The sequence below is a fragment of the Cryobacterium sp. Y50 genome (assembly GCF_002929805.1).
Classification (GTDB): domain Bacteria; phylum Actinomycetota; class Actinomycetes; order Actinomycetales; family Microbacteriaceae; genus Cryobacterium.
In genome coordinates this window covers 1-22749 of record NZ_PJJM01000068.1, presented here as the reverse complement: position 1 = coordinate 22749, position 22749 = coordinate 1, and the positions used below count along the sequence as shown (strand labels likewise).

At 62.4% G+C, this 22749-nt stretch carries 21 protein-coding genes; 10 read left to right on the top strand and 11 right to left on the bottom strand.

Going from position 1 to position 22749, the window contains the following annotated elements:
* Nucleotides 1-5: 5 nt before the first annotated feature.
* Nucleotides 6-1730: a carbon starvation protein A gene (locus tag CXY73_RS03555; RefSeq protein WP_104176860.1), complete on the bottom strand. Its 1725-nt coding sequence runs from the start codon at nt 1728-1730 to the stop codon at nt 6-8.
* A 527-nt stretch (nt 1731-2257) separates the two neighbouring features.
* On the opposite strand from CXY73_RS03555, the gene CXY73_RS03550 reads away from it, so the two are divergent.
* A complete protein-coding gene (locus CXY73_RS03550; protein ID WP_146071607.1) occupies nt 2258-2797 on the top strand; it encodes a gluconokinase in 540 nt (179 codons plus the stop codon).
* A gap of 24 nt (nt 2798-2821) precedes the next feature.
* Nucleotides 2822-3346, top strand: coding sequence for a hypothetical protein (locus CXY73_RS03545; protein WP_255411352.1), 525 nt, complete (start codon nt 2822-2824; stop codon nt 3344-3346).
* Between the two features lie 226 nt (nt 3347-3572).
* On the opposite strand, the gene CXY73_RS03540 is transcribed toward CXY73_RS03545, so the two are convergent.
* Nucleotides 3573-4139, bottom strand: a complete 567-nt coding sequence (locus tag CXY73_RS03540) for a TetR/AcrR family transcriptional regulator (RefSeq protein WP_104135089.1) — start codon at nt 4137-4139, stop codon at nt 3573-3575.
* 134 nt (nt 4140-4273) lie between these two features.
* Here CXY73_RS03540 and CXY73_RS03535 point away from each other — a divergent pair, with 134 nt between their 5' ends.
* A complete protein-coding gene (locus CXY73_RS03535; protein ID WP_104083362.1) occupies nt 4274-5140 on the top strand; it encodes a mycofactocin-coupled SDR family oxidoreductase in 867 nt (288 codons plus the stop codon).
* A gap of 78 nt (nt 5141-5218) precedes the next feature.
* Here CXY73_RS03535 and CXY73_RS03530 read toward each other — a convergent pair whose 3' ends face one another.
* From CXY73_RS03530 to CXY73_RS03495, 8 genes are all read right to left on the bottom strand, one after another.
* The gene (locus CXY73_RS03530; protein WP_104176857.1) at nt 5219-6034 is read right to left on the bottom strand and encodes a mycofactocin-coupled SDR family oxidoreductase; all 816 of its coding nucleotides are present in this window, start codon (nt 6032-6034) and stop codon (nt 5219-5221) included.
* Nucleotides 6035-6080: 46 nt separating this feature from the next.
* Nucleotides 6081-7283 (bottom strand): pre-mycofactocin synthase MftD, encoded by a 1203-nt coding sequence (mftD, locus tag CXY73_RS03525; protein ID WP_104176856.1) that lies wholly within the window; start codon nt 7281-7283, stop codon nt 6081-6083.
* 25 nt (nt 7284-7308) lie between these two features.
* Entirely contained in the window at nt 7309-8187 is an 879-nt protein-coding gene (locus CXY73_RS03520) for a VWA domain-containing protein (RefSeq protein WP_199185279.1), read from the bottom strand.
* Nucleotides 8188-8289: 102 nt separating this feature from the next.
* Nucleotides 8290-9201: a MoxR family ATPase gene (locus CXY73_RS03515; RefSeq protein WP_104176870.1), complete on the bottom strand. Its 912-nt coding sequence runs from the start codon at nt 9199-9201 to the stop codon at nt 8290-8292.
* A 44-nt stretch (nt 9202-9245) separates the two neighbouring features.
* The gene (locus tag CXY73_RS03510) at nt 9246-10100 is read right to left on the bottom strand and encodes a mycofactocin-coupled SDR family oxidoreductase (RefSeq protein ID WP_104135093.1); all 855 of its coding nucleotides are present in this window, start codon (nt 10098-10100) and stop codon (nt 9246-9248) included.
* Between the two features lie 122 nt (nt 10101-10222).
* Entirely contained in the window at nt 10223-11050 is an 828-nt protein-coding gene (locus CXY73_RS03505; RefSeq protein WP_104176854.1) for a mycofactocin-coupled SDR family oxidoreductase, read from the bottom strand.
* A 155-nt stretch (nt 11051-11205) separates the two neighbouring features.
* Nucleotides 11206-12015: a mycofactocin-coupled SDR family oxidoreductase gene (locus CXY73_RS03500; RefSeq protein ID WP_104176853.1), complete on the bottom strand. Its 810-nt coding sequence runs from the start codon at nt 12013-12015 to the stop codon at nt 11206-11208.
* Nucleotides 12016-12119: 104 nt separating this feature from the next.
* Nucleotides 12120-13283 (bottom strand): NDMA-dependent alcohol dehydrogenase, encoded by a 1164-nt coding sequence (locus CXY73_RS03495; protein ID WP_104135113.1) that lies wholly within the window; start codon nt 13281-13283, stop codon nt 12120-12122.
* A 530-nt stretch (nt 13284-13813) separates the two neighbouring features.
* Between CXY73_RS03495 and mftR the strand changes: the two genes are divergently transcribed.
* The 3 genes from mftR to CXY73_RS23155 are packed head-to-tail and all read left to right on the top strand — an operon-like array spanning nt 13814 to nt 16101.
* Nucleotides 13814-14452 (top strand): mycofactocin system transcriptional regulator, encoded by a 639-nt coding sequence (gene mftR / locus CXY73_RS03490; RefSeq protein WP_104176852.1) that lies wholly within the window; start codon nt 13814-13816, stop codon nt 14450-14452.
* Between the two features lies 1 nt (nt 14453).
* Nucleotides 14454-14741 carry a lycopene cyclase family protein gene (locus tag CXY73_RS23160; RefSeq protein ID WP_255411351.1) on the top strand — a complete coding sequence of 96 codons (288 nt, stop codon included), beginning with the start codon at nt 14454-14456 and terminating at the stop codon, nt 14739-14741.
* A complete protein-coding gene (locus CXY73_RS23155; RefSeq protein WP_199185277.1) occupies nt 14719-16101 on the top strand; it encodes a GMC family oxidoreductase N-terminal domain-containing protein in 1383 nt (460 codons plus the stop codon). The genes CXY73_RS23160 and CXY73_RS23155 overlap by 23 nt, the downstream gene beginning before the upstream one ends.
* A 57-nt stretch (nt 16102-16158) precedes the next feature.
* Here the strand turns inward: CXY73_RS23155 and mftF are convergent, their stop codons facing one another.
* Nucleotides 16159-17646: a mycofactocin biosynthesis glycosyltransferase MftF gene (gene mftF / locus CXY73_RS03480; RefSeq protein ID WP_104176851.1), complete on the bottom strand. Its 1488-nt coding sequence runs from the start codon at nt 17644-17646 to the stop codon at nt 16159-16161.
* A 423-nt stretch (nt 17647-18069) separates the two neighbouring features.
* On the opposite strand from mftF, the gene CXY73_RS03475 reads away from it, so the two are divergent.
* Genes CXY73_RS03475 through CXY73_RS03460 form a run of 4 tightly spaced genes read left to right on the top strand, consistent with a single transcriptional unit; the run spans nt 18070 to nt 22672 of the window.
* Nucleotides 18070-19251, top strand: coding sequence for an ABC transporter substrate-binding protein (locus CXY73_RS03475; protein ID WP_104176850.1), 1182 nt, complete (start codon nt 18070-18072; stop codon nt 19249-19251).
* 43 nt (nt 19252-19294) lie between these two features.
* On the top strand, nt 19295-20152 hold the full coding sequence (locus CXY73_RS03470; protein ID WP_104135100.1) for a branched-chain amino acid ABC transporter permease: 858 nt from the start codon (nt 19295-19297) through the stop codon (nt 20150-20152).
* A complete protein-coding gene (locus CXY73_RS03465) occupies nt 20139-21896 on the top strand; it encodes an ATP-binding cassette domain-containing protein (RefSeq protein WP_104176849.1) in 1758 nt (585 codons plus the stop codon). Before CXY73_RS03470 ends, CXY73_RS03465 begins: the two co-directional genes overlap by 14 nt.
* Nucleotides 21893-22672, top strand: coding sequence for an ABC transporter ATP-binding protein (locus tag CXY73_RS03460; protein ID WP_199185276.1), 780 nt, complete (start codon nt 21893-21895; stop codon nt 22670-22672). Before CXY73_RS03465 ends, CXY73_RS03460 begins: the two co-directional genes overlap by 4 nt.
* Nucleotides 22673-22749 lie beyond the last annotated feature (77 nt).

Genomic DNA, 22749 nt, shown 5'->3' with positions numbered 1-22749 from the left:
GAGATTTACGACGCCCTGGTGCCGGTCAGCTCTGCGTCAGCGTCCTCATCTTCGGGAACCATGTTCTTGGCCTCGCGCATTGCGATGATCGCTTCGGCGGCGACCCACACGCTGGCCACGATGATGATCACATCGAGCGAGAAGAGCATCCAATCTGGATCACCGGGATTCGCGAAACTGGCAAGCTGTACGATCGCTGCCCAGAATGCCATGACGAAAACGATCACGAGCGGTACCAACGCCGTGATGGGGTTGCGCCCCTTGCGAATCAGGATGACCACGATAATCGACAGGCTCAACGCCGCCATCAGCTGGTTGGTGGTTCCGAACAACGGCCAGATGCGTAGACCGCCCTCGCCTCCGACTCCCTGCGAGAACGTCAGACCGAGGCCGAGTGCCACGACGATAAGGGTCGCCGGGGTCTTTCCGATCTTCAACTTGAAGGCCTCGCCGGCTTCCTGGACCACAAAGCGCAGCAGTCGCATTCCGGTGTCCATCGTGGTTGCGGCAAACAGCACCGCCATGGTCGCCAACAGCGTGGCGCTCAGCGATGCAGGCAAGCCGATGCCGTTCTGCATCAGCGTCGAGCCGCCTTGGACAAAGGCATCGACTCCGGCTGAACCGAACGAGCTGTAGATCTCGTTCCACTCAGCTACCGACTTGAATCCACCGATGACTGCGAGGATCGTTCCCAGAGAGAGCAGTCCCTCACCGACAGCGCCGAAGTACCCGACGAAACGAGCATCCGTTTCCTTGTCGAGCTGCTTCGAAGTGGTGCCGGAGGACACCATGCCGTGAAATCCCGAGATGGCACCACACGCGATGGTCACGAACAGCAGAGGAATCATACTCGGCGTGCCCTCGGGAACGTTCATGTTGATGGCGGGGGCGACGATATCCGGTGGTGTTGCGGAGAACAGCGCACCCAAAAGCACGGACCCGAACAGCAAGATCAAGCCGACGAAAAGCTGCACACCATTGATATAGTCACGCGGCTGCAGCAAGACCCACACCGGCAAAAGGGACGCTATCGCCCCATAAACGAACAGGGCGACAATCCAGAATGTGGCCGGTGACATGCCCAGTGTCGATTCGGGGAGCACCACCGGCATCTTGTCGCCAACCAGGATGAGCGCATAGAGCGCTGCGACGCCGACGACGGTAACGGGCAGCAGGTGCCAGTGAAGCCGGTACACTGCCACACCCACCAGAAGGGCGACGACAATCGCACCCCACACGGGGATGACCGCTCCCGGTGTGCTGATGAGGAGGTTCTTAATGACGACGGCGAATGCCGCGATCACCATGAGCAGGACCAGGAAAATCACAACCAGAAACAGGTTGGCTCCGCGTTTGCCGATGTACCGGGCGGACAGGGCGCCGATGGAGCGTCCCTTGTTGCGCGTCGAGGCCCACAGCGTGCCGAGATCGTGCATCCCAGCGAAGAATACGGTGCCGAGGGTTACCCAGAGCAAGGCTGGAAGCCAGCCCCAGATCACTGCAATCGCGGGCCCGACGATGGGAGCAGCGCCGGCGACGGACGTGAAATGGTGGCCCCACAGAATGAACTTGTTCGTGGGAACGTAGTCCACGCCGTCTTTGAGCTCGTGAGCCGGGGTCACGAAAGCGTCGTTGAGTTTGAAGACCCTGTGTGCGAGATATTTGGAATAGACCATGTATCCAGCCACCATGACGGCCAGACCAATAATCATGAGAACTAGGGAACCCATAAAGTTCTCCCCCCTGTCTTGAGCCACCGTGGGCAGCTCTGTCCGATAGCGCGAGTGGACCGACACAAGTTTGCGATGATAGCCAAAGTAACGTCAATCAAATCTCTTCGAAGCTATCAGTTCTGACCGGAATTTTTCTAGTGCGAAAGCCTACTGTGGCTCAAGAACGTTGAATTTACGCGGTTTTTGACCCGATCGACGACGTTGAATGGGCGTTTATAGGAGAGCGAATTCCTCCAGGGGCACGCCCGGCGACAGCCCGGTATTTCTTATGAAAACTGGGATGCAGGGCTTTCACCTTGTGCAGTACGCGGCGGTAGCGCGGTGTCTACTGAACGAATTCGGAAACTTAGAACGGTCGCACCCCCGCCCGCGTTTCAACCCCCACAGCTGGCGAGACGGAATCCAGCAGTGGCGACGAAAGGTTCCACCGCTGCGGATAGAGCGAAACGGCGACCGCAGATGGAGGTGCCAGGTCGACCAAGCGTCCGGTTGCGATCTCCTCGGAGCGTTGCTGTTCGGGAAGCATGCCCCAGCTGAAACCTACCTGGATCGCTCGTGCGAAGTTGTTCGACGTCAAGATGGCCAGCGGTGTGCCCTTAACGGATGCTGACCGCTGGCCATGGCTCGCGCTGGTCGGCCAGGCTCTGGCTGATACCGGTGCAGCGGGAACCGGTCTGATCATCGCCTGCTCAGCGCTCAAACGCGTCTACCGTGACGCCATCGTCGCGGCGGCCCCTAACGTGCGGTTCGTGCACCTGGCCGGAACCCTCGACGTGGTCGGCAACCGGCACGAAAGGCGTAGTGAACACTTCATGCCGCCAGTCCTACTCCGGTCGCAGCTGGCGGCTTTGGAAGAACTTCATGATGACGAGCCGGGCTTATCTGTGGGCATCGATTGGCCCGTGTCGAACGTGGTCACGGAATCTAATGCCCGGTTGGGCGCACCAAAGCTGCCGGCATCCGTTCACATTGGTGTTGGCCAGGTCGGGCTGCCCGTGGTTCGGGTGAACGGGCCAGCCAGCGCAGCGGCGGTATATCTGCAGGGTGCGCACATGACGAGTTGAAGCCCGGAGGGACAGTCGTCGGTATTGTGGATGAGCACGCTGAGCGGATATGCCCCAGGCCGGCCCATTCGTGGGGGCGTGCCGATCTGCTTGCCGTGGTTTGGGCTGAATGAAACGGATGCGGCGGCTCCACCCCACAGGTTTGCCCGCCTCGCGGAATGGCGGCTGGTGCAGGTCAGCGAGGCCAGCGACGACGTCGTGCTGGTCTTTCGCTTGAGCGACAGCAAGCAGACCCCTCGGTCTGTGTGGTCGCACCGGTTCGAAGCTCTCTACACGGTGGCGGCCGGTGCCGAGCTCGGCCTCGCGCTGCGGGTGCGCAACCTCGATGATGTGTCCGTGACGTTTGCCGCCGAAACGGACCGGATTTACCTCGGCACCAGCGCTGAGGCGTGCATCTCGGATAGGACCGTGCGTATGCTGTCGATCACCACCGAGGGCTCGCAGAGCAGCGTGGTTTGGAACCCGTGGAGCGCTAAAGCGGCAGTAACGCCCGACTTCGGCGCCGATGAATGGACCGGAATGCTGTGCGTCGAAACCGCCAATTGTTGAACGACGAGATCATGCTGGCATCGGAGGAGACCCACGCCATGAGTGCTGTGATCGGGCAGACGTTCTGACAGGGGATGCCGCCGGAACGTCCCCGACGTGTCCTGTCGGCCGTCCCGCCCGGGGCGCCTATCGCAAACCTGAAGAATTCGGTCGGCCACCCGGGTAGCTGGGCTAGCGGCCGGAGGGAGCCCAGATTCTTCTGGTGGGACGGGAACGGGCACCGGGTTCAGGTCGGGAATCCGGCCGCGATGATGTCGAAGCCACGCTGTACGAGCGTGACGAAGTGTACGGGGTCGTCGTCGGCTTTCCAGATGGAGAAGGCGGAAATGAGCACAGCGGTCGCGGTATGAGTTAGTAATGCGGCGGTATACGGATCAAAATCCGTTCGGGTAGCAGCCCACCGGCGAAGCGCCACCTCGACGTGCTGGTGAGCGGTGCGGTGATACTGGTCGAGTTCTGGTTCCTCCTCGATGAGCCGACGGCGAACCGCGATGACGTTCTCATGGCCGGTGACGAAGGACACACAAACCGAGCCTAAGGCGGGCCATAGGTCAACCTGGTTATCGAGTCGTTCTAGCAGATAGGCGAGGCGGTCGGCGTCGTCGGGATCGGGGTCGAAAAGCGCCGCAGCTTTCGTGGGAAAGTGGTTGAAGAAGGTACGTCGGGAAACGTCAGCGGCCGAAGCGATGTCATCGACAGTCACGCTGGCAAAACCGTGCTCGTCGACCAGGTCGATAGCTGCGGTCTGCAAGGCGCGCCAGATTTTGCGTCGTTGCTGTTCTCGAATCGTCATGGAGAGCACTCTGAAAGATTACTGGCTTGGCGGGGAGCAGCGCGCTAGGCTTCAAAGGCTTGTTGCACTCAGTGCAGCAAGGTGGCCGCGCTGTTGGGGCTCGGTCGACCACCTAGTGAAAGGATGGCGTTCCGATGACCGGACGCGTTGAAGGTAGAGTCGCCTTTGTAACTGGAGCAGCCCGAGGTCAAGGCCGGAGCCATGCGCTTCGGCTGGCGCAAGAGGGGGCGGATATTATCGCCGTTGACATCTGCGAGGACATTGAAACCAACCACTATCCCCTGTCGACCGAGGCAGATCTCGCCGAAACAGCCCGATTGATCGAGGCGCTTGACCGACGAGTCGTGACGCGCAAAGCGGATGTTCGCGAGCCTGCGCAACTCGTAGCAGCGTTGGCCGACGGTATCGCCGAGCTGGGCAGAGTTGATATCGTCGTGGCGAATGCAGGAATCTGCCCGCTCGGAGCGGATGTTCCGGCACAGGGTTTTCTCGATGCGATTCAGGTCGACCTGATCGGCGTGATCAATACCGTCTCCGCTGCCCTTCCTCACCTGAGTGCGGGGGCATCCATTGTCTGCACCGGATCCGTCGCCGGGCTCATGGCGGGAGGCACGTCCACCCCCGCGAACGGTCCCGGCGGGGCCGGATACTCTCACGCGAAACGTGGCGTGGCACGCTTCGTGCACGATTTGGCACTGCAGCTTGCCCCGCACTCGATTCGAGTGAATGCCGTGCATCCGACAAATGTCGACACCGACATGCTGCAGAGCCAACCGATGTACAACATCTTCCGACCAGACTTGGAGAACCCGACTCGGGAAGACGCCGAGCTGGCATTTCCGTCTATGCAGCCCATGCCGATCGGTTACGTGGAGCCGGTCGATATTAGTAATGCCGTGTTGTTCCTGGCGTCGGACGAATCACGATACGTCACCGGACTTCAGCTCAAAGTCGATGCCGGGGCGCTCCTCGCGTCAACGACTTCCGGCGCTCCGGCGTAATTCTCTAGCTAGCGACGCCCGCGAAAATTGGGGCGACGCCCCTGGCGGCCAGGCCCGTGGCAGTTGTGGTCCGGGCGCCTAAAAGTACTGAGCGCCGGCGTCGATGCTCAAATGCTCCGAGGTGATCATGCGCGCGTCGTCTGAGGCCAGGAAGGCCACGGCATTGGCAATATCCTTGGCTTCCGCCGTTCCGTCCGGCAGAAAAGGCGTGCCCATCACGCCGAGCGCCGGGTTGCTCTCGCTGGCATGGGTGAGCGCCGAGACCATGTCACCCGAGCCCATCGGGGTGTTGACAGCCCCGGGATGCACGCTGTTCACGCGAATGTTGTCCTTACCCAGTTCTGCCGCGAACGACCGGGTCATGCCGGTGATGGCATGCTTGCTCGCGGTGTAATGCACCATGAACGGTTGCACCTTTTTGCCGGCATACGAGCTGGTGAGGATGATCGATCCGCCACCGGCTGCTACCAGGTGCGGCGCACCCACCATGACGGTGTTCCAGGCCCCTGTCACATTCGTGTCCATCGTCACCTGAAACATTTCGGGAGTCGTCTCGTTCCACCTGGCCGGAATGCAGATGCCCGCGTTCGCGACGATGATGTCGAGCCGGCCGAATTCAGCGATGCCCCGCTCAAGGATTCCGCGCATCCCCTCGAGGTCCCGCACGTCACCTTGTTCAAAGTGGATACGGTGGTCCTCCGCCTCGACCAGACGCACCGTTTCGGCCAGGTCCTCCATCGACGAGGAGTCGTAGGGCACCAAGGGGATGGGGCCGGCGAGGTCGATCGCAATGATATTCGCGCCCTCCTGTGCCAGCCTGACCGCGTGGGCGCGTCCCTGCCCCCGTGCAGCGCCAGTGATGAAAGCGACCTTGCCCTCGAGTCGACCAGTCATGAAGTTCGTCCTACCTGTAGATGTTGATGTGGCGATGCGATCGCTACTAGCGGGTCACGGAGTCGGCTGTGCTTTCAGCGCCGAGGATACGCGAGAACGTCGGCGGAATGTAGAAGTCCGCGGGTGACAGTTCGTGGATCGACGAATGGCCCAGGCCGAGAACGGCCGAGTCGAGGCCACCGCGCAGAATGTCGAGTACGTTCTCGACTCCGCCCTGGCCGTTCGCGGCGAGGCCCCACAGGTAGGCGCGGCCGATCATGACCGCGCGCGCGCCGAGCGCGAGAGCCTTGGCCACGTCGCTGCCTCGACGGATGCCGCCGTCGAGTACGATTTCCACGTCGTCGCCGACGGCTTCGGCCACCGAGGCGAGCATGCGGATCGTCGCTGGCGTACCGTCGAGGTTGTTGCCGCCGTGGTTGGAGACCGAGAGGGCCGTGACACCCGAGTCAACTGCGCGACGGGCGTCATCGATGCGGGTGACCCCTTTGAGCATGAACGCTCCGCCCCAGGTTTCGCGCATCCAGACCACGTCGTCCCAGGTGGGCGGCGTCGTCTGCAGCCACTCGCCATACGCTCCGAAGAACGTCGGGGCTGTACCGCCGGGCGGCGTGAGGTTGGGGGCCGTCAGGTCGGGGAGCCGACCTGACTTCAAAAACCGCAGCAGCCATTGCGGGTGCGGGAGCACGTTCGGCGCGAAGTCGATCATTGTCTTCAAGCTCATCTTCTCCGGAATCTGCGGGCTTCCCCAGTCGCGACCGTTGGAGAATGACCAGTCGAAGGTGGCGATGAGACCCTTCGCGCCTGCGGCCCGCGCCCGGTCCATTCGCTGCACCATCGATTCCCGCGAGCCCGACCAGTACATTTGGAAAAACGTATTCGGGTTGGCAGCGACCACGTCCTCAACGGGCTTGCTTGCGAACGAGCTCAGGCCCATGATGGTGCCGCGGTTAGCGGATGCCCGGGCAACGGCCACTTCACCGTCGGGGTGCACGGCTTGCACGCCCGTTGGTGAGATGATAACCGGCAAGGAAATGGGGATGCCCATTACGGTCGTTGACAGGTCGCGCACCGCCTGGTGCCCGGCAACATGCGGTGAGAAGGCCAGTTCACCGTATGCTGCCATGTTGTCGTCGATGGTCAGCCCGCGCTCAGACCCCGCAACGAGAGCCCCGTAGACGGACGAGGGCAGCACCTTCTTGGCTCGTCGTTGCGCTTCGGCAACGGTTTCGAACCACGCATTTTTTGCCATGATACTTCCTGCTTTCTGTAGTCGTTCAGGTTCTAAAAAGTTGGCCCAGGACCGGCGCTACATCACGGTGGGTGCGCACGAGATGAGCTGTACCGTGCCCCGTTGTCGCGAGCTGGCGGCCCAGTTCAATGTCTTTCTCACCGCTCACGTCGATCAGCACGTCGAGTCGAGGCAGCCGCGCGGCCAACTCCCGGGGATCCGGCCCGGCGTTATGCACGCAGTCGGACAGCAACACGACCCTCGCGTCCCGCACCGGCACGCGCGCGAGCTGACGCGCCGCAAGCTCGAGCGGAAACGCGATATTGGTGAGCCCGCGGGCCGGCATCTGCAGGATGGAATCGAGCAGGTCCATCGGTTTCACTTTCTGACCGAGCTGGAGCAGTATCGCTGCGTCCGACCAGAAGGCGATGACGGCGAGGGCATCGCCTTGGAGTTCGCCGGCGAGGGCACCGACCGTCGCCGCGGCGGTCTGCACCCGCTCGCCCTTCATCGAACCGGAGACATCGACGAGCAGCACGACTGACCGGCGCGTCTGCACGCGCTCCCGAACAATGATGTCCTCATCTTCGGGAATCGGGTGTTCGGCGAGCATTTCGATCGTGCGGTCGAGGTCAATTTCGTCCGAACCGCCCCGATAGGGGATGCTGGCGAGTTTGCCAGACCCACGGCGGGCCATCGCATCCGTTTTCGGCCAGGGGATGGCCAAGCGCGACGCGATCTGCCTGGCCTTGGCGCGCACGATGGGATCGATGGCGACAGCGTCGGCACCGGCCAGCACGATCTCGCCAGCCTCGTCGGTGATGCCCACCGCAGTGTGTCCAGGGGAAGATTTCGTTGTCGCGCCTGGTGTGGTCGACTGAGCGCGCAAGACTATACCGTTGCCTCCCATGCTGGGCTCGAACACGACCGGATCCTCCTTGAGTTGCTTGGGTTTGCGGCGCAGCGGGGTACTTGTGCGCTTCTGGCGGGATTCCCGTGAGATCGGGGTATCCGCCTCGATCTCCCTTCAGCCCGGCTCGGCAATGGCCGGGTCGAGGACAAAGCGGTCCTCCCAGATTTCGCGCAACACACGCTCGGGCGTGCTTCCCGCGGCCTCGTCGAGGTGGATGCGACCCGACAAGGAGACTGTCATAGCGTCGTAGACGAGTTCGGGGTAGCCCTCGTCATCGGGCGACCTGAGGTCACGCAGCAGGGACAATTGCAGCGCAACGAGCACACAATCGATCGCGCCACGCACACTGCTGCCCTGCCTTATATCCGGATGCCGCCGGGTCGCCCTCGTGACGTAAACGGCATCCGCTACAAGTCGATCCGCGAGATCCCCCGTTGCCTGGGTACGGAGTGTGACGATGCCGCGTTCAGCGGGCTCGTCCTGGTAATCGATTACGAGCCGGTTCAAGCGGTCATGCACGCTCGTAGACAGACGTGTCGTGCCGACGTTGTCGTACGGGTTCATCGACGCGATCACCCGAAAGGTTGGCAGAGCGGTGATGGTTCCCACGCGCGGCACGGCTATAGCCCGATCGGCCATCGCCGTGAGTAGCGAGTTGAGAGTGTCTTCGGGTGCCCGGTTAAACTCCTCAATATAGAGGAACCCGCCGCGTTGCATCGCTTCGACGAGGGGCCCGGCCACGAAGTTCTCGGCGCTATAGTCCTCCCGCAGCACCCGCGCCGGATTGTGGTGACCAACGAGTTTGGCCGGGGTGAGGTCTGCATTGCCTTCAACAAAGAGCAGGGGGATGCCCCACTCCGCGGTGATCGCTTTGAGCATGGTGGTCTTGCTGGTTCCGGGCGGCCCCTCGAGCAGGATGTCGCGGTTAGCCGCGACGGCCGCGAGCGTGAGTTCAATCTCACGTTCACGGCCAACGAGGTGCGCCGCCACCCGCTGCCGGGTTTCGGAAATGTCGGGAATGTTCATAGAACGATTCACTTCGGTTTCGATAGCGGCGGATGGCATCAGTGCTACTTCACTGGAGCGTGATTGAAGCCGGGAAGAATCATATGACCGGCATCGACGGGGATGGTGACTCCCGTCACGGCGGCCGCCAGATTCGAGTTGAGGTAAAGAGCGGTGTCGGCGATCACCTGCGGTGGCATGAAGCTCATACCCTTCAGCGCGTGGAATGAATAGCCGCCTTCCATCATGTCGGCCGCGGTGCCCCCAGGGTGCCCCGCGAACATGTCCCACGCGCCCTGATGATCGGTCATCGGGGTCTTGATGGCGCCGGGATTGATCGAGTTGCAGCGGATGCCGTGCGGCGCGAGTTCGAGTGCGATGTTTTTCATCAGCCCGATAACGCCGTGTTTGGCCGCGACGTAGTGCGCGTAGTTCGCACCCGGTTCGAGGCCGTTGACCGACGAGGTGATCACGATCGACCCAGTTTGCCGTTCGATCATGTGTGGGGCGATTGCCTTGGCTGACTTCCAAACCCCGGTCAGATTCACGCCGATCATGTCATCCCACGCTTTTTCGGAGAGCTCCCAGAAGGCGCCCTGGGTCCAGATGCCCGCGTTGGCGATGAGGATGTCGATCTGCCCGAACTCCGCGATACCCTTCGCGACAGCATCGTCCATTTGCTGCTGCGAACGCACGTCCGCTTCAATGCTGAGCACCCGGCGGTCGAGTGCTTCAACCTGGCGTACGGTCTCAGCGAGGTCAGCGGCCCGACCCATCGCATACGGTACGGAATCGATTTGGTCGGCGATGTCGACCAGAATAATGTCGGCACCCTCGCGCGCCGATGTGATGGCGTGCGCGCGGCCCTGACCGCGGGCTCCGCCGGTGATGAGTGCAACCTTGCCGTCGAGTAAACCCATGATTTCTCTTCTTCCTGTCGTGCGTTCTAGCTGTTTATGACCACGCCTGCGTTTGGCAGGGGATGCTTCGTTCTTTTTTCACGAAGAGCTTGTCGGGCATGACACGCGCCAGCGGGCCGTGCTTAGAGAGCGGCACCCGCGTCGACGACGTGAGTGGTTCCCGTAACGAAGCGGCCGTCGTCCGACACGAGATAAAGGATGGCGTTCGAAATATCGATGGCTTCAAGCCCGCTGGTTGGCATCTTGTTGAGGGTGAGCGCTGCCGCGTTGTAGTCCTCGCGAGTCGGGTTCTCAATGTCCGGGCGGAACAGCTTGTAGGTTGGCTCGTTGAGCACCATGTCGGTATTGACCGTCGTCGGGTGGATCGTGTTGACCCGGATGCTCTGCGGCGCCAGCTCCACGGCCATAACCTTCATGAGGCCGATCAGGCCCGCCTTCGCCGCTGAGTAATGCGCGACGTTGGCGTTGCCCTTGAGCGCGGCGATCGAACTGGTGATCACCACAGCTCCGCCTCGACCGCCGGCGATGATATGGGGAACGGATGCCTTGAGTGACTTCCATTGTCCGGTCAGGTTGACGTCGATCATTGTGTCCCACACCTCGTCGTCCATTTCGAGAGTCGGGGCCGGCACCGAAATGCCAGCGTTGGCAAGTACGATGTCGAGCCTGCCGAACTCGGCAACGCCGGCATCCACGGCCGACTTCAGTGCCGCCGAATCCCGGATGTCCACCTGGCTGGCGATGATGCGCCGGTCAAGTGCCTCCACCTGACGCACTGTTTCGGCGAGGTCGTCGGGAGTCGCGGTGGCGTAGGGGACAGTCTCAACCTGCCTGCAAATGTCGACAGCGATGATGTCGGCGCCCTCTTTCGCGAGCGTTATCGCGTGGCTGCGGCCCTGACCGCGGGCTGCTCCGGTGATGAAGGCGACTTTGCCATCGAGTTTTCCCATGTTGTATCTCTCTTCCTTCCGCGATGTGCGCTTTCGTGTGGACCCGGGGCGGCGCTGCGCGCCGTCCCGGGTCTCAGACGGTTATTTGACGAGCTGGCCGGTGCCGACGATGGTGCGGGGTGCCACGTGTGCTCTTTCGTCTGGCACAGGGCTGGTTACTTGATAGCCGCTCCGCCGTCGACCGGTATCTGGCCTCCGCTGACGTAGTACGACTGGTCGGAGGCGAGCCAGGCGACCGCGTTCGACACGTGGATTGGCTCGATCCAAGCCTTGCCCATAGGATTCAGCCCGGCGAATGCGGGTTCGGCATCCTCGGCCTGAGGATCGTCAAGGTCTGGGCGGAACAGCTTGTAGGTGCTGCTGTTCTTCACCATCTTCGTGTCGATCGAGTTTGGATGGATCGTGTTGACCCGAATTCCGTGAGGACCGAGTTCATTGGCGAGCACCTTCATCAGCCCGACGATGCCGTGCTTGGTAGTCGTATAGGCGGCGACATTGGCGAGTCCCTTGAATCCGGCCAGTGAGGAGATAATAATGACCGATCCACCAGCACCGGATGCGATCAGATGATCGGCAGCCGCTTTGTAGGTGTGCCATACCCCGGTCAGGTTAATGTCCATAAGGTCTTTCCAGGACTGTTCCTCGATCTTCTGGGTGTCCGATCCGAAGGTGAAGATTCCGGCGTTGGCGACGATGATGTCGAGCCGTCCCAGTTGTGCGACCCCCTCGTCCACGGCCTTGGTCAGCGCGTCGATATCGCGCACGTCCGCCTGTTTCGCCACGATGCGCCGGTCGAGAGCTTCGACCTGCCGTACGGTCTCCGCCAAGTCCTCGGCTGTTGCTGGCTCATAGAATGTGGTGACGCTGTCGACGCCCTCGCAGAGGTCGATCGCGATGATGTCGGCGCCCTCCTGCGCCAGACGAATGGCGTGGCTTCTGCCCTGCCCTCTCGCTGCGCCGGTGATGNTTTGCCGTCAAGGTTTCCCATTTCTGTCTCTCTTCTTTCGTATGTGGCGGGGCGGTGCACCGTGCACCGCCCCGCCACGATCTATTACTTCGGGCAGTTCTCCTAGGCGCCGACGGCCACAGCCTCGCGTTCGGCGGCGGGTGAATCGGTGGCCACTGGCGACAAGAGGATGACACCTCGAATGTTCTTGCCGTCCCGCATGTCCTGGTAAGCGTCGTTGATCTGGTCGAGCGTGTACCGGTTGGTGACGAGTTCGTCGAGCTTCAGCTTGCCTTCCTTGTAGAGATTGAGCAGCGTCGGGATGGCGTAGCGCGGAGACCAGGAGCCGTAGAGCGCACCCTGGATGCGCTTCTGCTCCATGACAAGGGTGAACAGGTTCGTCGGGATGCCTTCCTCTTCTAGCGGTGACATCGAGGTGACGACGACGATTCCACCCTTGCGGATGGCATCCGTCGCCGTAGCGACGATGTCGCCGTGCAGCACGCCGGGGGTGCAGATCGCGGCGTCTGCGCCCTGCCCATTGGTGACGCTGTTCACAAAGTCGACCGCGGCTTGCGCGTCGGCGAACACTTCCGTCGCACCGAACTCCGGTGCCTTCTCCCGCTTGAACGGCGCTGGGTCGACCACGACGATGTGCGAAGCTCCGGCTGCAGCGGCGCCCTGGACAGCGTTCATGCCAATGCCGCCCGCACCGAAGATAATCACGACGTCGCCGTTGTGAATATCGGCCGAGTTCACGGCCGATCCGTACCCGGTCGGAACGCCGCAAGCCACTAGTGCGGCGACATCCAGGGGGATGTCGGGATCGATCTTGACGATGGATGCCTCGTCGAAAACCTGCCACTCGGCGAATGTTCCCAAGGCGGCCATCGTGGGGAGATCGACGCCATTGGAGTGCATTCGGTAACCGCCGGACGGCTGGTTGCCGATCAGGGTATTCGCGCCGAGATCGCAGAGGTTCTGCAGCCCCATCGCGCACCACCGGCACTTGCCACAGGAGGGGATAAACGACGTGACGATGTGATCGCCGACTGCGTAATCCGTGATCTGGCTGCCGATAGCGCGGACGATGCCGGCGCCTTCGTGCCCGCCGACGATAGGAATGTTGATCGGCATGTCTGCGGTTGCGGCATGCTCATCGCTGTGGCACAGCCCGGTGGCAACCATCTGTACCAGCACCTCCGTGGGGCCTGGATCGTCCAGGTCCACCTCTTCGATCTGCCATTGTCCAGGCTGTTCCCGAAGTATGGCTGCGTGGGTTTTCATCATGTTCTCCCTTTTGTGATGCGTTCGATCCACGTCGTCGTGAACCGTGTTTCAACTACAACTACAACTACAACTGCACGCGCCTGTGCCGCCGCCTGCGCAGCCGGCTGGCAATTTCGCGAGCAGATTCATCCCGGCCAGGAGCTGCCTTACGGGCCCCGGCCGGTGGTTGTTCGGGCGTGAACCCGAGGAGGGGACTAGCTTTGCCATAGCCTCAGACGCGTTCCGGGTCTGGTCCGCCCGCGGCACTCCGAACGACTGCGGCGAACGGATGCCTGGGGATGGTGATCCCATCCGCGGCTAATATGCAGACTGGAGATGTCAGCGACTAAGTCGACCGCGCGCATGCCATGAATCAAGATCGGGCACTGAGAATTGTTCTGGGTCAGCGAGTCCTGACTCAATGTGGCTGGTCTTTTGTGCGGAAACCATGTGGTTCTCCTGAGCTAGAAATCGACATCACTGGCGAAAAACTCGTGCATGCATCAGACTAGTGGCACTGAGTGCCGAAAAGAAAGGGGAAAGTGCAAATGAGCGACAGCGACCGCCCTACCCCGCCGCGAATGGGGCGACAGCCGTTGACGACCCGTGCCGACATCAGTCACGTGGCACTTCAACTTTTTCTCGAGCACGGGTTCGAACAGACGACCGTCGATGACGTCGCTCGCGCCGCCGGAATTGGGCGTCGAACCCTATTTCGGTATTTTCCTTCCAAAAGCGATCTGCCCTGGGGGGACTTTGAGGCCAAGCTCAGTCGTATGCGAGCATTCCTCGTTGACACCGATGTGAGCGTACCTGTCGTTGATGCGCTCGCGCGGGCGGTCGTTGAATTCAATCAATTCCCGCTCGAGGAGGTTCCCTACCATCGTGAGCGGATGAACCTGCTGCTGAACGTGCCGGCGCTGGTGGCGCACTCCTCGCTGCGCTACGCGGAGTGGCGGCGTGTGGTGTCGGACTTCGCGGCCGGCCGGTTGGGAGTCAGCGCCGACGCGCTCGAGCCGACAACGATTGGTTGGGTGTTTCTCGGTGCATCCCTCGCGGCTTACGAGCAGTGGCTCAAGGACGACGACTCCGACCTCATCGAATTGCTCGAATCTGCGGTGCTGCTGCTGCGGGTGGGTTTCTCGCCGATTCCGGTGGCACCGGTTCGGCCCGCGGTCGGAGCCTGAAGTGGAGGGGTCGGTCTCGTCGGGCGTGATGTATGACCTGATCGTGGTCGGTGCCGGTGCGGCCGGCGCGCCACTTGCGGCTCGACTGAGTGAGGATCCGGGGAGGCGTGTGCTGCTCCTCGAGGCTGGACCGGTACCGTCAACCCCTGGCGAGTTTCCGCACGAGTTGCTCGATGCCGGGACCGTGCAGGGAGCGATGCCGGGGCATCCGCAGAATTGGTCATTTATGGGCAATCTCACGCCGGAACTTCCCTACTCGATCGCGCGTGGTCGGATCGTCGACGATTAACGGCGCGTACTTTGTTCGCGGGAGAAAGGCCGACTTCGATTCCTGGTCGGTCGCGGCACCCGAATGGGCTTGGGACAAGGTGCTGCCGTTCTATCGCCGGATCGAAACCGACCAGCAGTATGGTGAGTCGACCGTGCATGGCGGCGCAGGACCGATCGGCGTCGGTCGGCCCGCGCAAGACCATCCGGTCACGGTCGCCTTTCGCGCGGCGGCGGCCGAGCTGGGCTTCGCCGACGAACCCGACAAGAACGATCAGGGCATGCCGGGACACGGACCGCTGCCGATGAACACGATCGACGGTGTGCGGCAAAACACCGGGATCGCCTACCTGAATCCGGTGCGGTACCGCACAAACCTTACCGCATGGGGTAACAGCGACGTTCGCCGCGTGCTGTTTGAGGGTACGAGGGCCATCGGCGTCGAGATGGCGCGCGGCGACGCCATCGTTCAGGTGCTCGGGCGGGAGATTGTGCTCTCGGCCGGTGCGATTAAGTCGCCCCACCTCTTGTTGGTTTCCGGGGTCGGACCCCGGGAACAGTTGGAACAATTCAACATTCCTGTCGTGCGTGACCTGCCAGGGGTCGGGGCAAATTTTAGCGAGCATCCGGACATCGCCGTGCAGTGGCAGCCGCGCCGACAGATCGTTGACTATCGCACGACGCAGTCGATGGCGGCGTGCCTGAACTTCACGGCGACCGGTTCGACCGTGCTCGGGGATCTGGAGATCCTTCCGATAATCAAACCGATGGGCTATCTATTGACCGGCAGCGCGCGCGGCGTCCTGGTGGGAATACGGGCCGCGGTGCGGCATCCGCTTCGAACGTTCCGGGCAATGCGCGGGATATCGGTGCGGCGCTTCGCAAAACAGGTCGCCCACCGGGGTGACCTCGCATTTCTCGTTGCCGTGCAGTCGGAGACATCGCGCGGACGTATCAGCCTCGAGTCGGGCGACCCGGCCGTGCAACCGCGGATCGACTACAACTACCTCTCGACCGAGTGGGATCTCGAACGCATGCGCGAAGTTGTGCGGGTGGCGGTGCGATTGCTCCGAACGGATGCCTACAAACACCTGTTTAAGCGACTGACCGAACTCACCGACGCCGTGCTGGAGAGCGATGACCTGCTCAATGGCTGGCTGCGCTCGCACCTCGGAACGGCGATTCACCTGTGCGGCAGCGCACGTTTCGGGGCAGAAGACGACCCGGACGCCGTCGTCGACCAATACGGGCGCGTGCACGGTATCGACGGGTTGCGCATCGCCGACACGTCGATTTTGCCGACAACGCCGGTGCGCGGCCCGGCCGCGACCGCAATCCTTGTGGGGGAACGCGTGGCGGACTTCATCCGCCGTGGCCTCTAATCAGGTGGGTTCATCCTCGGGTGGCGCTGATTGTGATGCCATGGAGGAATCGCCGGGTCATCGCGGCCACCGGGGGAATCGAAGTCGGGGAGTTACGACGTTCGGAACCCGCTTCCGGATCGCATTTCTGATGACTCCCGTTCCATACGATGCATCATCGAGCGCACGCAGCGCGAGGCTGCGCACTGGGTCCAGCCGGGTGGTGTGCAGCAGATGGTCGCGTACGGGCTCCCAGAGCATCGCGACGGCGACTCCTCGGGCAAGGCGAGACTTCGGTGTGGCTATCAGCACGGCCAGACCCACCGGCCACCAGTCGCGGCGCAGCAGATGCCCCATCCAGAAACCGTCGGACCACATAGTGCGAGCGACGATTTCGGCGACCACGGGCAGCGGAATCTCCGGGTCCAAGAGGCGCCGGTGCCGCGCCAGCTCGTATCCGGCGATACTCGCGGCGATCCAGGGGTAACCAAGAGCAAGAGCCGCAACCGCTGCGAGGCCGGAAACAGATGGGCGAGCCGGAACTAGGCGTCCCGGATGGCGCTGTTCCAACTCCGCGGCTGATCCGCCGTACATGGCGCGTCGGTAGGAGAATTCTTTCAGTGACGTGCGTACGCCGTGATGGTTCAGCACATCTGTCACATAGCGCACCGTCCATCCCGCCACATCCATACGCCAGAAAAAGTCGACATCCTCACCGACACGAAGCCCGGGCTCGAACGGAGGATCGGTCACCGCCTGACGGCGCACGAGCACTGAAGCGCTCGGCAGCCATCCCACGGGAACCCCGGGCACCACCCGGCTCGGCTCGGCTCCCATGTCGAGTTCCGAGCGGGTCTCCTCATAGCGCTCGATTACAGAGTCACCCTGCAAATCAGGACGGATGCGCGGGCCGAGCGCGCCGATGCGCGGGTCGTCGAACAAGGGGCGCAGCCTCGCAATCCAGTCGGGGGCGGCGATCGCGTCCGCGTCGATGAACGCCACGAACGGTGCCGTCGTCGCAGCAACACCGGTATTGCGCGCACCGCCGGGGCCCCCATTCTCGTCACGGACAATGAGACGTGCACCGAAAGCTGCAACGACAGCCCTAATAGCGGAGGCGAATGGCTCCGGTGAGGCGTCGTCGACCACGGTGACCGGCAGCCCTTCGACTTTGAGAGATTCCAGACAGCGGGCAAGCGGCCCGGCGTCGCCGTAGACCGGAATCACGATATCGACATCGTCCACGGTGCGATCGGCGATCGGCAACGGGTCGGCGATGCCATGATCCAGCAGATAGATAGCCGCGTCCTGCTCTGTGGCATCAGTCGCCACAATCCCTCTGCGTTCGGAGTCATAGAGTTTGCGCGCGAAGGGACGCACCTCCTCTGGCAACATCGTCACTTCCCACGGGGACCCACCGATCGCGATCTTTCGATTGCGTAGCGCCACCCCCGTTGTCCACGCCATCGGAATTCGGCGCGTGAACTCGGAGGCTTCCCGCGTTCTTGCCGGCGGCACTGGATGCGGTGGTGGCCCCCAGACGGTGACGCGTGCGGAATCGGTCATGGAAACTCCTTCATGATCAAGACAAGGCGGATCTTTGGCCGGCGATATATCAAAACCTCACCGAAGCCAGGCCGCAGCTGATGCACTTCGTGATCCGCCCCATCCTGACATATTGACACCGGGTGCCAAAATGGGCGGCGCTTCGCGTCTTGGCGAGCGTACTATTAGCTTGAGGTTGTCGTTGGACGATCTCTCCGCTGTATCGTCGGCGCCCGTGCTGACCATCTTTTCCATTGACGTTCAACGTTACTCCGATCCGTATCGTTACAGAGCTGTGAGCTGGGGAAACACGGCAGCGTACCTGAGTGCATATCTATGCTGATCTTTGGATTCCAATCGGAAGATCGTCATGCCTCGCGTGCGCTTGCTCTCTGGCCGAAGAAAGCGAGCACATAAACATTGCAAAACAGCACGGACCCCAGAATGACGCCGTACAGAACTCGAGGCATATCGCTTGTCTCACTCGCCACTATCGCGGGCCTCTGGTTGACCGGCTGCGCGGCAGGAAGCGACAACGTCGAGGAAGCCCAGCCGATCAAGATCGGGGCTGTGAGCTCGATCACCGGTCCTGCGCCATTCCCGGAGGTTCCCGGGGCTGCGCAGGCCGTGTTCGACCGCGTAAACGCCGACGGCGGCATTAACGGCAGGCCGATCGAGTTCTTCTCCGAGGACGACGGGGCCGATCCCGCACAGGCGGGCCAGGCCGCGCGGCGCCTCGTCGATGAGAACAAGGTCGTCGCCTTCGTGGGTTCCGCGAGCTTGGTCGAGTGCAGTGCGAACGCCGTGTTCTACGCACAGCGTGACATCGTCTCCATCTCAGGAACCGGGGTCGAGCCGGCCTGCTTCGAGTCGGCGAACATCGCTCCGGTGAATAACGGCACGATTCAGGGCTACGCGAGCCTGCTCTACTACGCATCCGAAACACTCGGTCACGAAAAGGTGTGCCCGGTGATTCTCAATAGCGCCGGCCTGACTGACCCCTACCTCGAACTCATCGAAAAGTGGGAAGAGGAGACCGGAAGCACCGCTGCCCACATCGACACCTCGGTGGTGCTCGGCGATGACCCGGCGCCGGCGATCCTCGCCGCGCGGGATGCGGGGTGCGAGGCTGTCGTATTCAACGCGAACGAGCCCGTTGCCGTCGCGTTCATGAACACCGTTAAACAGCAGGGGCTGCTCGACCAAATGGACTGGCTGACACTGACTTCGGCGTACAGCGAGAGCGTGTTCGAGGCGCTGAAGGAGCAGGGCACGCTGGGCCTGTACGCGAACTCCGAGTTCCTCCCCTTCATGAGCGACGATCCCGAGTTGGCGGGATGGCGTACCGCCCTGACGGATGCCGGCGTGCCGCTCACTTCCCTCTCCATGGGCGGGTATGTGAGCGCCGAGATCCTCGTCGACGTGTTGAAAAGCATCGAGGGTGACATTACCAGCGAGTCGGTGACCGAGGCGTTCCGCAGCCTCGAACCGGTGGAGAATCCGCTGATGGGAATGCCCTTTACCTTCGGCGATGAAACCGCGCACAACCCTAACCGGGCGAGCATGATGGTGCAGGCTGGCGAGAACGGGTGGGAGACCGTAAGCGACTGGGTGCTGGTGCCGTGACACCTGGCCTGGGCGGGACCGAAACGGTGAGGCGCCCTTAACCGTGCTGGACGGAATCATCTCCGGGCTCGTGTCGGGGTCCACCTACGCAATCCTGGCCGTGTGCGTGGTCGTACTGTACAGACTTGTCGGCGTGCTGAATTTCGGCCAGGCGGCGCTCGGTGCGCTCGGCGCCTATGTTTGTTATGCGTTGGTCGGTGCCGAGGTGTCGCTCGCGCTCGCGGTGTTCTGTGGCCTCGCCGTCGCGAGCGTTACCGCCGGATTTTCCGGCTGGGTGTTGGCTAGATGGCTGGGCGAACCGTCGGCGATCGTACGGTCAGTCGGCACGGTGGTGCTCTTGATTCTGCTGCTCACCGCTGGCTTCAGGCTGTTCGGTGACTCGCCCCGAGCGATGCCGAGTCTCGTACCGGAGGCGGCGTTTGATCTGGGTGGGGTACGGGTGTCGCTCAGTACGGTAATCGCGCTGCTGGTTACCATTGCGATTGCGGGTGCGCTATCACTCCTTCTGCGGTACACGCAGCTGGGCATCCGTCTTGAAGCTATGTCGGAGCGTCCGCTGACCGTGCAACTGCTCGGTGTGAACTCGCGTCAGCTGGCTGTCGCGGTGTGGGCTGCGACGGGATTGCTTTCGACGCTTGCGATGCTGCTGATTGCGCCGACGCGCAATCCAACGTTTGAGTCGATGTCATTTCTCGTCGTGCCGGCGTTGGTCGCAGGCCTGCTCGGGGCGTTCTCAAACGTGTGGATCGCCGTTGCCAGTGGCCTCGCCATCGGGGCAGTCGAGGGTGCGGGTGCCCGGATCGAGGGGCTCGCGGACTATCGCGGGGCGATCCCGTTCGCCATTATCATCGTCGCGCTCATCTGGTTGCGCCGGAGGGAGGTGTGGGATGCGGCTCGGTAAACCGACCCGCCTGGGCGGAGGACTGTTCCTTCTCGTGCTGGTGACGCTCGGCCTGATTCTCCCAACATATTGGGTGTATCTACTTTCTACTGTTGCGATCACGGCAATCATCGCGCGCAGCATCGGCCTCGTCACGCATCAGGCTGGCATCATCACGCTCTGCCAGATGTCGTTCGCCGCGCTCGGCGGCTGGGCGGTCTCATGGCTTGACATTGCCTGGCCGACGGCCCCGTTCCCGATGCTCGTACTGATCGGAGGTGTTGTAACCGCTCCGGTCGGACTGCTAATCGGCATCGCCACCACTCGTGTTCGCGGCGTCGAGCTCGCGGTCGTCACTTTAGGGTTTGCGACCGCACTCGATCTCGTGCTGCGGCAGGGGAGCTTCCCCGGCGTCGGTGAGGGCACACCGGTGATCCCTTCAGCGCCGTTTGATGACCCGCGCTGGTTCTTCGCCCTCGCCTGGGCGCTACTAATTGTGCTGCAGGTCGGCATCGCGACCCTCAGCCGCTCCGTGCACGGACTTGGTTGGACAGCCGTGCGGGTGAGCGAGCGGGCGGCAGCGGCGCTGGGCGTACGGGTCGGGGGTGCGAAGTCGAGCGCCTTTGCTCTGGGGGCACTATTCGCGGGCATCGCCGGCGGGTTGCTGGCCGGACAATACGGACTGTTGACGACGGCAGTCTTCACCCCGCTGACCTCGATGGTGCATCTGGTAACCGCAGTCTTGTGCGGGGCGAGCATATTCGGTGGTGCGGTCCTGGCCGGTCTGTTCGTTGTCTTCATCCCCGAGCTACTACGGCGCATCGGCCTGCCCCTCGACGCCGCAAACACGTTGCTCGCGCTCGGTGCCTTTGATGTGCTCCGACGCGGGGGTGGCGGCTTGGTCGAGAAGCTGAACGACCAACTACAAGAGCGCGCCTTTCGAAACACCCGGGTGACTTGCCAACTGTCACCGGTACGCGACGAACGGCTGCAGGCGGACGCAATGCAACCTGACGGTGCAGCGCTGCAAGGTGAAACTGTGAAGCATCAAACGCTCCGGGTAGCCTGCCTTCACGTCGACAGCCTGACAGTGGCCTTCGGCGACCACCGGGTGCTCGAAGCGGTGAACCTGACGGTCGAACACGAAGAGGTGCACGCTCTCATCGGCCCGAACGGCGCGGGAAAATCGACGCTCGTCGATGCGGTCACCGGGTTCTTGCCCTCATGCGAGGGACGGGTCAGCCTCGACGGAAAGCCGATCGAGCGGTTTGGACCCCGGGAACGTGCCCGGCTCGGCATCCGTCGTACCTTCCAGTACGTGCATGCCATCGACGCGATCACGGTAGAGAACTATCTGAAGCTCGCCGCTGGCGCTGCAGGTGCCGAGCGAATCCCCGCCGTCCGTGAGTTGCTCGATCTACCTGACGGAGGTGTACCAATCCGTCTTATGGACGTCGGCTCCCGCCGCATTCTCGAGATCGCGGGCGCGCTGGCATCGAAGCCGCAAATCCTGTTGCTGGACGAACCCGCTGCGGGACTCGGTGAAGCCGAGAGTCGCGCGCTCGCGGAACGCGTGCGTCAGATTCCGGCTGTCTTCGGTTGCGCGGTGTTGCTGATCGAACACGACATGGGATTCGTCCGTGTGGCATCGACCCGGGTGACCGTACTTGATGATGGTCGCCTCTTGACAAGCGGCCCGGTCTCCGAGGTGCTCGATGACCCGCGTGTCATCGCGGCCTATCTGGGGCAGGAGACGGCATCGTGACGAGCGGACTGAAGGTGGAGGGGCTCACGGTCAAGCGTGGTGACCTGACGATCTGCCGCGACGTCGATCTCACCGTTCCCAAAGGTGAGATCACGGTACTGCTCGGCGCAAACGGTGCGGGCAAGACAACGTTGCTCGATGGAATCGCTGGGGTACTCCCCGCGGCTGCCGGTTCTATCTCGCTCGGAGCCCGCAGCATCGATGCGATACCTGTGCACCGCCGGGCTTCTCTCGGACTGTCGTATGTCGAGCAGGGGCGGAGCGTCTTCTCCCGCCTCACGGTCGTGCAGAACCTCGCGGTCGTTGATCGCTCCCAGCACACACGTGACAAGGCCTTTGAACTGTTTCCTCGGCTCGCCGACAAACGGAACGTGCGCGCCGGCCTCCTCTCGGGCGGAGAGCAGCAGATGCTCGTCATCGCACGGGCACTCGCGACCAGACCGACGATGTTGCTGGTCGATGAGCTGTCCCTCGGCCTCGCACCGCGGGCTGTGCGCATGCTCATGGATACGCTGGTGAAACTCGCCGAGTCCGGCATGGGGATCCTGCTGGTCGAGCAATTTGCGGAGGTAGCCCTTCGGGTGGGCACCACGGCCTATGTCATGGAACGAGGCCAGATCGTCCACGCGGAGGCATGCAGCACAATATTGCAAGATCATACCTCGCGCATCTCGCCCTACTACTTGGGCGTTGCTTCTTGCCGGCAACTGGAGCCACAGAACAAGCGATCGCGACGATACGGCGATCCTCAAACAGTGCTGGGATTAGATGAGTGAGTCCTGATTGGTTGGTAGCGCGCCGACTACTCAGTCCGATCGGACTTTCCCCGCGTGGGCGCTGTTGATCGAGGGCG